Genomic DNA, 12,318 nt, shown 5'->3' with positions numbered 1-12,318 from the left:
GCGCACCCCCTTGCGCTTGCCCGAAACGATGCGGCCGCGGCCGGGTTACCCGCGCCGCGGCCGCCGCTCGTGCCGCCTAGTCCTGCGGCGTGAACTGCTGGGAGACCTCCGGGTTGTCCACCAGGTTGCAGACGTCCTGCTCGTAGCTCGGCATCACGTCCTCGAACTGCTCGATGACCTCGAAGCTGTGGTTGTCGTCGCCACGCACGAGATAGACCTGGTGCATGAGGTGGTGGGAGGGCAGCATCTGCACCCGGCCCTCGGGGCTGTCGATGGCGATGCCCTGCTCGAGGGCGTCGATCACCGCCTCGGCCTCGGTGGTGCCCGCCTCCTCCGCAGCGGCGGCCCAGAGCATCACGGCGTTCCAGGTGTCGTTGGCCTCGGAGATGATGGGCTCGTCGATGCCGTCGTACTCCTCACGCCAGAGCTCCAGGAACTCCTCGTTCTTGGCGGTATCCACCACCATGAAGTAGTTCTGGGAGGCGTAGATGCCGTCGCCGGCCTCCGGCGAGACCACCACCTGCTGGTTGCCGGAGCCGTAGTTGGTGGAGATGATACCGATGTTCTCCTTCATCCCCGAGGCGGCGAACTGCTCGTAGAACGAGGTCTGGCTGGCGCCCACCGGCAGGGCCACGACGACGTCCGGCTCGGTGTTCTGGATCTTCTGCAGGGTGCTGGAGAAGTTGCTCTGGGACAGGGGCAGGAAGTCCGTGCCCACCACCTCGCCGCCCATCTCCTCGGCGTACTGCTCGACCCAGTGGGTGGAGATGGTGCCGAAGTTGTAGTCCGGGGCCACCACGTAGAAGCGGTCGCCGTACTTCTCCGCTGCCCACTCCATCATCACGCCGAGCTGCTGGGAGGGGGTGACGCCGGTGAGGAAGGTGTAGCGGTCGCAGACACCACCCTCGTAGAGCGCGCTGTAGAAGTACGGCACCTTGCTCTGGCGCGCCACCGGCCGGACCGCCTCCCGCGAGGAGCTCGCCAGGCCGCCGAACATCGCAACGACGTTGTCGCGGAGGTTGAGGGTGCGGGCGTACTGGGTGTACTTGGAGTCGTCGGACTGGGTGTCGTACTCGACGACCTCGACGGTGCGGCCGTTGACGCCGCCGTCCTCGTTGAGCTTTTTCACCGCCAGGTGCAGGGCCTGGCTCTGCTGGATGCCGTAGATGTTGAGGCCGCCGGTGAGGTCATGCATGGCGCCGATGGTGACGCTGTCCTGGGCCTGCACGACGCCGCCGACGAGCAGCGAAAGCGCGGCGATGCCGCCCTTGAGCATCCCCGTGCGGGGTTTGAGAGGGTTCATAGTCGTTCTCCTTTGATGATGGAACACGCGGGTGTCAGCACGCCGCTCACAGCAGGCGGTCGGCGAGGAAACGGTAGCTCGTCCGTGCCTCCACCAACTCCTGCGTGGTGAGCGTTGCGCTGATCACCTCCTCCTCCGTTTCACCGGCCCGGGCCAGGCGCCGGCCGGTGGGCGCGGCGATCTGGCTCAGGCCAAGCCGCTCCCAGGTGCCTGCGCGGCTGCCCATGTCCAGCCGCCCGCAGGCGTTGCAGGCCACCACGAACGCCTGGTTCTGGATGGCGGTGACCATGGGCAGGGCCGACCAGTACTCGCGCTTGAGGCTCTCCACGCCGACGCCGCCCTTCTCGCCACCGGCCCAGATCGAGCCAGTGATGATCACGATGTCCACGCCCTGGTCGGAGAGGGCCTTGAAATACTCGGGGAACATGGAGTCGTAGCAGATGGCGATGCCCACGCGGCCAAGCGGGCAGTCGAAGACCTCCACGCCCTCGCCGGGGGTGTAGTAGAGCTTCTCGATGCCCGGCATGTGGAGCTTGCGGGTGACCCCGACGATGCCCTCCGGGCCGATCAGGGCGGCGCTGTTGTGGATGATACCGGTGACCGGGGTCCGCTCGGCGAAGCCGACCACGGTGTAGGCGTCGAGATCCCGGGCGGCGGCCACGATGGCCGCCAGCTCCGGGCCGTCCAACACGATGGTGCCTTCCTCCCAGTAGCGGCGCAGCCCGCCGGCCTCATGGCGAAAGAAGCTGGTGATGCCCACCTCCGGGAAGACCACGAGCCGGCTGCCCTGGTCGGCGAGCTCGTGGAACCGCGAGAGGATGTACTCGACGTTGTGCTGGCGCCGGTCGAGATCCCCGGGTTCGTGCTGGACGACAGACGCCAGAAAATCCTGCTGCATCACCCACCCGTTGCGCGTTGCGAGATTGAGGACTGTTACTCACCGCAAGCTAGCGCCTTCCCGGGGCTGGCGGAATGCCAGAAACGTTACACCCGATGTAAGCCGGCTTACAACGCGACGTGAAAGGGCCTAGCCGCGGAACAGCAACCCCTGGTCCGCGGCGCATTGTGTAATGATGAAATCCCAGACCAGGCTCACCGCCTCGAAACGGTGCAGGTCGCGGTTGGTGGAGATCCAGTAGTGGCGCACAAACTCCACCTCCGGGAGCACCCGCACCAGTCTGGGGTCGTCCTTGGCCATGTAGTTCGGGAGGATCGACAGGCCCAGGCCCTCCCGCGCCGCCTGCTGCTGGGCCCGGATGCTGGTGCTCTGGAAGATGAAGTTGAGCTCGGAGGAGATCTCGTAGTGGTACTTCAGCTCCTCGGCGAAGAGCATGGTCTCGATGTAGCCGATCCAGGGGTGCATCTCCAGCTCCGCGCGGCTGGTGATGGGGCCGTGGGCATCCAGGTAGCGGCGGCTCGCGTAGATGCCGAGGAGGTATTCGGTGAGCACCCGGCGGATGACGTACTCCCCCTGGGGCTGCTCCAGGGTGATGCTGATGTCCGCCTCGCGGCTGGTGACGCTGGTGGACTTGGGCAGGGAGATGAAGTCCACGTCCAGGGCGTGGCCGCGCATCCAGGCGGCGATGCGCGGCGAGAGGTAGTTGTCCCCCAGGCCCTCGGTGACCCCCACGCGGACCTTGGGCCGGACGCGGACGTCGCGCTCCGAGCCCTCCAGGCCCAGGATCAGCTGGCGCTCGAGCTCTTCGGCATAGCGGAAGAACTCCGCGCCGGCCTTGGTGAGCTCGAAGCCCCGGCCGCTCTGACGCACCAGCTGCAGCTCCAGGGCCTCCTCCAGGGCGGCGATGCGGTTGGCCACCGTGACGTGGGTGGTGCCGAGCGCCTTCGCGGCCCGCGTCAGCCTCCCGTGGCGCGCCAGCGCCACGAAGAACTTGACGTCGTTCCAGTTCATCGCGAAGAGCTTGTCTTCGTTGGGCATCCCACCCCTCCCGCGCACCATGGTCGCCCATCATCGCACGGCCACGCAGGAGCCTGCCTCGCAGGCGAACTTCGCCCCCCGCGCAATTATTGCGTGGTGGCTCGCCGCACGCCCCTCCCCGGGCGTGGAAGCGGTTCTACCGGAATCCGACTAGGTCAGCGCTTCCCCCAGCGCGGCCCGAGCCTGGGGCTCGCCGTGGACGATGCGAATCTCGCCGGGCGGGCGCTTCATACGCCGGACGAAGCGGATGAGGTCGTCGCGGTCGGCGTGGGCGGAGTAGCCGCTGATGGTGGCCACGCCGGCGCGGATGTCGTAGCGCTCACCGTCGAGCTCCACCCAGCCGCCGTCGGGGCCGTAGCGCTGGATGTCCCGGCCGGGGGTGCCCTCGGCCTGGTAACCGACGAAGAGCACCTGGTGGCGCGGGTCGCCGAGCATCGCCTTGAGGTAGTCCACCACCCGCCCGCCGGCGGCCATGCCGCTGGCGGCGAGGACCACGGCGGGACGGCCGGTCCTGGCCAGGTAGGCGACGGTGCGCTCGTGCTCGTCGTGGCCGTCGACGGTGTAGAGGGTATCGAAGGCCAGCGGATGACGGCCCCTTCGCAGGCGGCGTCGTGCCTCGCGGTTCCAGTGATCGCGCAGGCGCCGGTAGACGCGGGTGAAGCGCGCGGCCAGGGGCGAGTCCACGATGATCTCGAGCTCCGACCAGCGACCGCGGTGGTGGTGGCGGATGTCCTCGAGCTCATAGAGTAGCTCCTGGGTGCGGCCGATGCTGAAGGCGGGGATGACGACGGTGCCACCATCGGCGATGGCCCGCTCGACGGCCCGCCGCAGGGCCTCCTGGCGGCCGGCGCGGTTGTCGTGGCGGCGATCGCCGTAGGTGGATTCCAGCACCAGCAGGTCCGCGTGGTGCGGCGAGCGGGGCGGGCGCAGCAGCGTGGCGTCCCGCGGGCCCAAGTCGCCGGAGAAGACGACGCGGTGCCGGCGGCCACTGTCGCGCTGGTGGACGCCCACCTTGACGTAGGCGGAACCGAGGATATGGCCGGCCCGCTCCAGGCGCACCCGCACCCCGAGCCCGCGCGTGTCCACCACCCGATGCCAGGAGCCGTATTTCAACGGCACGAGTTGGCGGTCCACCTGCTCGAGGAAGCGCTCTATGAGGGCGCCATCCCGGGTGAAACCGATCTTCAGGGCATCCTCGATCATCAGCGGCAGCAACTCCGCGGACGGTCGTGAGCAGAGGATGGGCCCGCGATAGCCGGCAGCGAGGAGGTAGGGGAGCCGGCCGATATGGTCGATGTGGACGTGGGTGACCACCAGCGCGGCGACGGTGTCGACGTCGAACCCCACGGTGAGCTGCTCGAAGGGGTCATCAGCGGCATCCCGGCCCTGGAACAGGCCGCAGTCCACAAGCAGCGAGTGCTCGGGGTCGGCATAGAGTTGGTGGCAACTACCGGTGACGCCCTCGGCGCCACCGTGGTGGATGAGCCGCGGGTATGGGTCCGTTGGCATGGCGGTCCTCCTTGACCGGGTGAGAATGAATCTTCGCGCGAACCGCGTAGCTACACGGGAATAATACGCGACTGGGCGTACTGCCTTATAGCGCAAAACGCCGCAGACGAGTGCCCGTCTCGAAATCCGTCACAGCGGCACTCCAGTATGTCGTGCTTTCCGGTCGATGGGCCGCAATGGAGCTTCAGAGCAATGGGTGACAATGTCGTTTCGCTGATCGCCAAGCCGGCGAACCAGCTAGGCGTAGGGGCGCGCCTTGCGCGCGAGGGTTGCCCGTGGGCAGGCTCTTATCACCGGTCGGCGTTCGCGGCTCGGGCGAGAATGTATCGAAACGGAGCAAGGGAATGAACGACGGCATGGTGCTGGTAACCGGCGGCGCCGGCTATATCGGTTCGCACATGGTGCTGGCGCTGCTGGAGGCCGGCCACGAGGTGGTGGTGCTGGACAACTTCGCCAACAGCTCCCCGGTGGCCCTGGAACGGGTGGCGCGGCTGGCGGGACGAGCACCGCGGTGCGTGGAAGGCGACATCCGCGATCGCCCCCTACTGGACCGGCTCTTTCACGAGCATGCCATCGCCGACGTGCTCCACTTCGCCGGGCTCAAGGCGGTAGGCGAAAGCGTGGCCAACCCGCTCGCCTACTACGAGCACAACGTCGGCGGCACGGTGACGCTGTGTCAGGCGATGGCCGCGGCGGGCGTCAAGCGGGTCGTCTTCTCCTCCTCGGCGACGGTCTACGGCGAAGTGGCGGAGATGCCCCTACACGAGGGGCTACCGGCCGGGACACCCTCCAATCCCTACGGCCGCTCCAAGCTCATGGTCGAGCAGGTCCTCACCGACCTGGCGGCGTCGGACGACGAGTGGTCCGTGGCGCTGCTGCGCTACTTCAACCCCGTGGGGGCCCATCCCAGCGGCGAGATCGGCGAGGACCCACTCGGTATTCCCAACAACCTGGTGCCCTTCATCACCCAGGTGGCGGTGGGCCGGCGTGAGCGGCTGCAGGTCTTCGGCGACGACTACCCCACGCGGGACGGCACCGGGGTGCGCGATTACATCCACGTGCAGGACCTGGTGCACGGCCATCTCGCGGCCCTGGAGGTGCTCCGGGAGCGCCGGGGTGTAGGCGTGTGGAACCTGGGCACCGGCCGCGGCTACTCCGTCCTCGAGGTGGTCGAGGCCTTCGAACGGGCCTCCGGGCGGCGGATCCCCTATACCATCGCCCCGCGCCGGCCAGGGGACGTGGCCGAGTGCTGGACCGATCCCTCCCGGGCTCGGCAGGAGCTCGGTTGGGCCGCGGAGCTCGGCATCGCGCGAATGATGGCCGATGCCTGGCGGTGGCAGCAGCGCAACCCCAACGGCTACCGCAACATGTAGGAGCCTGCCTCAGGCGAATGCCCCGTCCCCGATCACGCAGGGACGAGGGCCGCATCGGCTACTACACGGTTACGCCCCGCGGCCTTGCCGCGGTACAGGGCCTCGTCGGCTCGTAGGATGGCCTTGTCCACGTCGGCCTCGCCATCGTCGAGGGCCGCGACGCCGATGGTCACGGTCAGCGCCGCCGGCTCGGAACCCCCCGGAATTTCCACGGGCTCGGCCTCAATCACCCGACGCAGGCGCTCGGCGACCTGCAGGCCGCCTTCCCGATCCGTCTGGGGCAGCAGCACTACGAATTCCTCGCCCCCGAGGCGGCCCATTACATCCTGCTCCCGGAGCACTTCACGACAGCGCCGGGCCAGCTCGGTGAGCACCGCGTCCCCCGCGGCATGGCCGTACGCGTCGTTGATGGCCTTGAAGTGATCGACATCGAGCATGCACACCACCGGTCCACGGTCGCCGTGACGGCGCTTTCGGAGCATGCCGGCGGCCTGCTCGAAGAAGTAGCGCCGGTTGCTCAGTCCGGTGAGCTCATCCACCTGGGCCAGGCGGGTGAACTTGTCCTGCAGCTGGCGCCGCTCTGCCACTTCCCGGCGCAGGCGCAGGTTGGCGAGGCGCTGGTCCCGGAGTGCGGAGAACTGCTCACGCTCCAGCCACGCCAGCCGCAACGCGGTGACGTAGCCCACTGTGTTCACCAGCATGAACAGTAGGACGAGGCTGAGCAGCGTCTCCACCGCAATCGGCGCACGCGCCCAGGCCGTCAGGCAGAATCCGACCGCGAGGTAAAGGCTCTGCGCGACCATCCAGGGCACACGGTTGGGCACGAACAGGTAGACGGCCATGGTCACCACCATGGCGGCGGGGAGCTGGGTCTCCAGGGTCGCCGGGCGCAGGGGAAGGATGAGCACCACTGCGGTGAGGGCGACGAACACCGCGATGTTCGCCAATACGGTGCTCTCCGCGCGGGTGGGACGCCGCACCACCGCGTCCGCCACCGCAACGCACACGCCGGCGACCACGGTGCGCAACGTCATCAACGCCGCGAGCCGCCAGTCCGCCCCCAGCAACGCGTAGTCGGCGATGCCGAAGAGCATGAACAACAGTGCCGCGATGTGCAGTGATGCGCGCAGCTGACGCACCACCCGCGGCCGAACATGGCGGCGGAAGCGACGTTCCTGGACGGCGTTGCGGAACTCGCCGGTCCAGGGATGGATCATTGGGCTGTCTGTCGACACGCCCGTAATCTAGCATGCCGACACAGGGATCCCGCTACCAGCGAGCCATCATTCAATGCAGCAGGGCGGACGATATGGCCCCTGCGTCGATTCACGCAGGCGCGCAGATTGAGGCTCGATTCCTAATAAACTAAGCTAGTATGACTAGACCTTTATGCAGAAGAGACTTATGCAAACAGTCAACATCCACGATGCGAAGACGAATCTCTCACGGCTCCTTGAGGCCGTCCAACGCGGTGAGCCGTTCATTATCTCCAAGGCGGGCAAGCCGATTGCACGGGTATCCCGCGTGGATGCCCCTACAGCAGAGAGGGCCAAACGACTCGGCTTCCTAGCCGGTGAGATCGAAGTGCCGGAGGACTTCGACCGCATGGGGGAGGCCGAGATCCACGCGATATTTGGTGCGGATGATGCATCTCCTTCTTGATACCCAGATCCTTTTGTGGGCCGCCGGCCTGCCGGAGCGCTTGCCGAAGGAGGCGGTGAAGCTCATCGAGAACCCGGCCCACGAACTGCTATTCAGCGCGGCAAGCCTGTGGGAGATCACGATCAAACGAGGTCTCGACCGATCGGACTTCCGGGTCGACGCCGCGGTGTTGCGAAGGGGGTTGCTCGAGAATGGCTACGGCGAGTTGGCAGTGTCAGGTAAGCACGCGATCGCTGTAGGTCATCTACCAGAGATCCATAAGGACCCGTTTGACCGTCTACTCGTAGCGCAGGCGGAACAAGAAGGCCTGCTCCTGGTGACGGCGGATAAAACAGTCGGTCGCTATCCTGGTCCCATTCGGCTCGTTTGACACGTCGCATCGCGACACGGAATCCCCGCCTCATGTCATCACCCCCAAAGCGCTGGTTACGACGCCTCCTACTCCTGCTCGCCGTACTGCTCGTCGGCCCCGCCATAGTGGTCATCGGCGGCGAGGTCTCCCTGGGAGGCCAGTGGTACGAGGCCGACCGGTCCCCCACCGGCCTTGCACCGGAACCCGCTGATCACCCGGCGGCTGTGGTGCAGGTGTACGCCGCCCGGGCCTTCGACTGGCGCGGTATCTTCGCCGTGCATACCTGGATCGCCACCAAGGAGAAGGGCGCCTCGAGCTATACCGTCCACCAGGTACTGGGCTGGCACCACCGTCGTGGCCGGAGCGCCGTCTCCTCCGGCCCGGGCGCCCCCGACCGCACCTGGTTCAACAGCCCGCCACAACTGCTGGCCGACCACCGGGGTACCGCTGCCGAGACGCTGGTCGCCGAAGTCCACAGCGCGGTGGAACGCTATCCCCATGCCGACGAATACCGGCTGTGGCCCGGCCCCAACAGCAACACCTTCACCGCCTGGGTGGCCCGGGAAGTACCGGCGCTGCAGATAACCCTCCCGCCCACCGCCATCGGCAAGGACTACCTGGGCACCCGCCTCGTCGCCCCGACACCCAGTGGCACCGGCTGGCAGGTATCGTTGGGGGGCCTGCTGGGCGTGACCCTCGCCCGCAGCGAGGGCGTCGAGATAAACCTCCTCGGCTTGGCATTCGGGTTCCGGCCCTGGCCCCCCGGGATCACGCTCCCGGGAATCGGGCGCTGGGGATTCGGCGAGTTACCACCTCGCCCGGCACTCGCCGAACGAAGGCCATAGCTCGGTTCCTCCGCAACGACAACAAGAATTCCACGCAACCCGCTAGGCAGGCGTGTCCTTCCCATCCCGATTCCCACCAGAAACCATACTCTTGGGGAACATATTAGCCCACCCGATTCGTGAAAGGACTTTCAAAATCTGCCGGCATTTCGAGGATTGCCACGACAATCCATACAAGCGAGCCTAGCAAACCGAAAATCGCGGGATTTACACGAAACGTTCTCGCAAAAACCGCAGGCGGATAAATCTGGGCGGCAATTAGTATCACCGCTATTCCCGTAGCTACCTTAAGGTCCGCCGTACTAGACACGAGTCCCTGAAACAGATGAACCGAAGTTAGCAACACCCTCAAAATTCCATAAACTATACGCATTTCTTTGCCCACTGTTCCGTAACTTTTGCCATTATTGAGGCAACTATCAACGCATACGACAACAAAACAACAGGCCCCAGTTTTGCGAATGCAACGCCAATGACCGCGAACTTAATTTGCATCATGGTTATGGAAATGATGGCCATAATAGTATGTACTGTAGGGCAATTCTTCACCAATTCATACACGGTGACCGTATGATCAAGAAAGCTCTTCGCATTATTGAGCAAGTCTCCTAACTTGCCTCCATATTCCCCAAGCAATGCCCAGAATAGCGTTTTCCCGTGTTCCCAAAGATCAAGGGACCCGCCATTGACACCACCCCCGATCTTCCAAGCGCCGGCGCCTGTCTTGGGATCGAATATTACGTACCCGGCACCGCTCCAGCCAGGCACTGAGACTGCGTCGGTGTGGGTGATGACCTCCTTGCCGGTGGCCAACGCGGAGCGGATCTCCGCCATCGTTTCAGGGTTGTGGTGGATGTTGGGCAGTGCAGTGTCGCGGTTTTCCTCGGTGATGTGGTAGATGCGCTGGCCCTGCACTCCCGCCTTTTGCAGGGCCTTGACCGCGGAGACTCCGTCAAGCGGCTGCTCCGGGTCCTGGGTGAAAAGCTGCTCGGGGACCGCGTCTCCAGGGCGGAAGAGATCGCGCCCAGCTGGAAAACGAAGTCTGCGCGGGCCCCGTCTTCTGCACCTTCGAGGGTGGTCACGCTCGAGACCCGGTCCAGGTCCATCTCCACGCCGCCAGGCTCCATGAGGCGGGGGATCCCGAATAGGTACTGCACCTTGGGCACATAGCCGAAGGTACCCACCGACGTGGAGAGCTGAAAGTGGGCGTCCTGCACCTGCGCAGCGATGTGGGAGAGGCCTTCGTACTGGGCGAAGTAGCCTATGGTACCGGCGTGGAACATATCACCCAGTAGGTCGTCCCGGGTCAGGCCGGCGCGCAGTGCGTCATCTCCCCCCTCGAGGACGTCACGGGTTTCTTCCAGGCGTGTACGCACGTCCTCTAAGGCCGCGCGGGGGACGCCGCCGCCGGCGACAGCGATGGCGAGGTACGATCCCGCCACTACCGGGGAGCTGTAATGGCGACTCCCCATGACGGGGTCGTTCACGCCGAAGGCAAAGTCCACTTCCTCCCCGAGCTGCATGGCTGCACCCTCGACAACCACTTCGCCCTCGACCCGGATTTCCGGGATGACGCGGATCAGGTAGGCGGGTATGGATTCCGGAAGTGAAGGGGAATCGCCGGGATCGCCTTGAGAGACCATCTCCTCGAGGGCCCTGCGGTCATCGTCGGAGGCTGGCCGGAATGACAGGGTCACCCGCCGGTTGTTCAGGGCCGCCCACGGGAAGCGCTCACTGTGCAGGGGACGATTGGTGACGTCCGTGCCGATGCCGAGGGTAAGCCGGGGGCGTAGCTCGTCCGGGAGCTCGGCGTAGACCGCGCCGCGGGTGACGATGCGATTGGGCAGTGAGGACGGTACCGCCGGGAACTCCTCGACGATGACCCGTCGACCGCCGACGATATCGCCGACGGCGGGATCGTTCATCCGGTTCTCGACATACTCGCGAAGTGCTTCTTCGGCTTGGTCGCGGGCATCCTCGACGATGGCGGGCTCGAGATCGCGCGCCCAGCCTTCTTGTTCATCGATCTCGCCACTGTCGGCGAAGGCCCCGCCCAGGGCCTCCGCGTCGAGCCCTGCGATGGATAGGACGTCGAGGCCATCGCGATAGTCGTACTGCTTGAAGCTCGGCCCCACGGCCACCCAGCTATCGGGCTCACGGTTCACCGCGCCCCGGGAGGGGAGGTAGTCGAGCTTGGCTTCCACCCAGACGTGCTCCATGCGCACATGGGTGACCTCGCCACCACTAGCGAGCCCCGTGACCGGGATGCCCCCGGAGGCTGCGTAGTCCATAGCCGCATGGATGTCGGAGAATCCACCGGCCCAGTTCCGGAACCGATCCGCCGGCACATCGATCGTGCCGTGGACATATCGGGCGGGTATGCCGGAGGCACGTAGCAACGAGATCGTCAGGCCGGCGATGTCCATGGCATTGCCGCGCCGGCTCGACAGCGTGTCGGCGGCGGTCTGGAGCGCACCCCACGAAGGGATCCATTGGACCCGGTTGCGCACCCAGTGGTAGATCGCCACCGGGTCATGACCCAGGGCCGCGGCCCGCTCACGGACCGCATCGGTAAGGGCCACCTCTATGGTTTCCCCGAGGAAATCGCCTTCCCCGCCACCGCCATGTGCGTCCGTGATCGCCATGTCATTGAGTGAGAGCGCCCTGCCGCCAGCGGACTTTCCCGACTGCGCCTCGAACTGTTCTTTGTCGATACGCGGCAAGTTGTCCGGGGCCGGCTGTCGGCTGTGGTGGGGCAGCGGCGGTTCGGGCGTGTTGGGTTTACGGCGTTGGTGCGTTGTCAGCCCCTGCCGCGCCTCGAACTCCATATCGCGGAGGACCCGTCGCTTGTCCGCCACCGTACGCGCCTTCTCGAGGGCCTCCAGAGTCCCTAGCAGGGCATCCATTTCAGCGCGGTACGAGCGAACCGTATCCTCGTGCCGCGCGAGGAGATCGGGCGAGTAACCCCGCTCCTCCAACCGCCTTCCCAGGGCGCGAAAGGACTCCATCTCCCGGCGGTCCAGGCGATGCAGCCGGCCCCGCAGATCAGCGAGCGCCGCCTCCGCGGTTTCCGTGGAAACACCGCTATCGAGGCCGGCGCGCACCGATTCCAGCAGCTTTCGGGTCCGCTCCAGGACCGCGGGCAGATCCACCCCGGCCGGGAGGGACCGGACGGTGTCGTCCATGCCGGAAAGGACATCCCTGGCGGCTACGGCTGTGGGCTGTAGGACAAGGCTGGCAAAGGCCACTGCAACGACGAAGGCCACCGCCCGCATCCAGCGGGGCGCGGTGCCCGAATCCATGGCAAACAGGCTGTTCATGGCATCCCTTCCCTGGGG

11 protein-coding genes are annotated in these 12,318 nt (G+C 66.0%); 4 read left to right on the top strand and 7 right to left on the bottom strand.

Features of this window, described 5'->3' with window-relative positions:
• Positions 1 to 76 precede the first annotated feature (76 nt).
• The 4 genes from ACQ754_RS00440 to ACQ754_RS00425 form a co-directional block, all read right to left on the bottom strand.
• Complete coding sequence (locus tag ACQ754_RS00440; protein WP_440995010.1) at positions 77 to 1,303, bottom strand: ABC transporter substrate-binding protein; 1,227 nt, start codon at positions 1,301 to 1,303, stop codon at positions 77 to 79.
• 46 nt (positions 1,304 to 1,349) lie between these two features.
• A complete protein-coding gene (locus ACQ754_RS00435; RefSeq protein ID WP_440995009.1) occupies positions 1,350 to 2,201 on the bottom strand; it encodes a carbon-nitrogen hydrolase family protein in 852 nt (283 codons plus the stop codon).
• Positions 2,202 to 2,330: 129 nt separating this feature from the next.
• Entirely contained in the window at positions 2,331 to 3,239 is a 909-nt protein-coding gene (locus tag ACQ754_RS00430) for a LysR family transcriptional regulator (protein WP_440995008.1), read from the bottom strand.
• Positions 3,240 to 3,389: 150 nt separating this feature from the next.
• Positions 3,390 to 4,748, bottom strand: coding sequence for an MBL fold metallo-hydrolase RNA specificity domain-containing protein (locus ACQ754_RS00425; RefSeq protein ID WP_440995007.1), 1,359 nt, complete (start codon positions 4,746 to 4,748; stop codon positions 3,390 to 3,392).
• Between the two features lie 344 nt (positions 4,749 to 5,092).
• On the opposite strand from ACQ754_RS00425, the gene galE reads away from it, so the two are divergent.
• The gene (gene galE, locus ACQ754_RS00420) at positions 5,093 to 6,121 is read left to right on the top strand and encodes a UDP-glucose 4-epimerase GalE (protein WP_440995006.1); all 1,029 of its coding nucleotides are present in this window, start codon (positions 5,093 to 5,095) and stop codon (positions 6,119 to 6,121) included.
• Between the two features lie 32 nt (positions 6,122 to 6,153).
• Here the strand turns inward: galE and ACQ754_RS00415 are convergent, their stop codons facing one another.
• On the bottom strand, positions 6,154 to 7,338 hold the full coding sequence (locus tag ACQ754_RS00415) for a GGDEF domain-containing protein (RefSeq protein ID WP_440995005.1): 1,185 nt from the start codon (positions 7,336 to 7,338) through the stop codon (positions 6,154 to 6,156).
• 172 nt (positions 7,339 to 7,510) lie between these two features.
• Here ACQ754_RS00415 and ACQ754_RS00410 point away from each other — a divergent pair, with 172 nt between their 5' ends.
• The 3 genes from ACQ754_RS00410 to ACQ754_RS00400 are packed head-to-tail and all read left to right on the top strand — an operon-like array spanning position 7,511 to position 8,980.
• Complete coding sequence (locus ACQ754_RS00410; RefSeq protein ID WP_440995004.1) at positions 7,511 to 7,783, top strand: type II toxin-antitoxin system Phd/YefM family antitoxin; 273 nt, start codon at positions 7,511 to 7,513, stop codon at positions 7,781 to 7,783.
• Positions 7,767 to 8,153, top strand: coding sequence for a type II toxin-antitoxin system VapC family toxin (locus ACQ754_RS00405; RefSeq protein ID WP_440995650.1), 387 nt, complete (start codon positions 7,767 to 7,769; stop codon positions 8,151 to 8,153). The genes ACQ754_RS00410 and ACQ754_RS00405 overlap by 17 nt, the downstream gene beginning before the upstream one ends.
• Before the next feature lie 32 nt (positions 8,154 to 8,185).
• Positions 8,186 to 8,980 (top strand): DUF3750 domain-containing protein, encoded by a 795-nt coding sequence (locus ACQ754_RS00400; protein ID WP_440995003.1) that lies wholly within the window; start codon positions 8,186 to 8,188, stop codon positions 8,978 to 8,980.
• Positions 8,981 to 9,343: 363 nt separating this feature from the next.
• Here ACQ754_RS00400 and ACQ754_RS00395 read toward each other — a convergent pair whose 3' ends face one another.
• Together ACQ754_RS00395 and ACQ754_RS00390 are read right to left on the bottom strand one after the other, a co-directional pair.
• Complete coding sequence (locus ACQ754_RS00395) at positions 9,344 to 9,793, bottom strand: hypothetical protein (protein WP_440995002.1); 450 nt, start codon at positions 9,791 to 9,793, stop codon at positions 9,344 to 9,346.
• Positions 9,718 to 12,300, bottom strand: coding sequence for a transglutaminase domain-containing protein (locus ACQ754_RS00390; RefSeq protein WP_440995001.1), 2,583 nt, complete (start codon positions 12,298 to 12,300; stop codon positions 9,718 to 9,720). Before ACQ754_RS00390 ends, ACQ754_RS00395 begins: the two co-directional genes overlap by 76 nt.
• Positions 12,301 to 12,318 lie beyond the last annotated feature (18 nt).

Source organism: Arhodomonas sp. SL1, assembly GCF_052060015.1.
Taxonomy (GTDB): domain Bacteria; phylum Pseudomonadota; class Gammaproteobacteria; order Nitrococcales; family Nitrococcaceae; genus Arhodomonas.
This window is presented reverse-complemented; position numbering and strand designations above follow the sequence as displayed.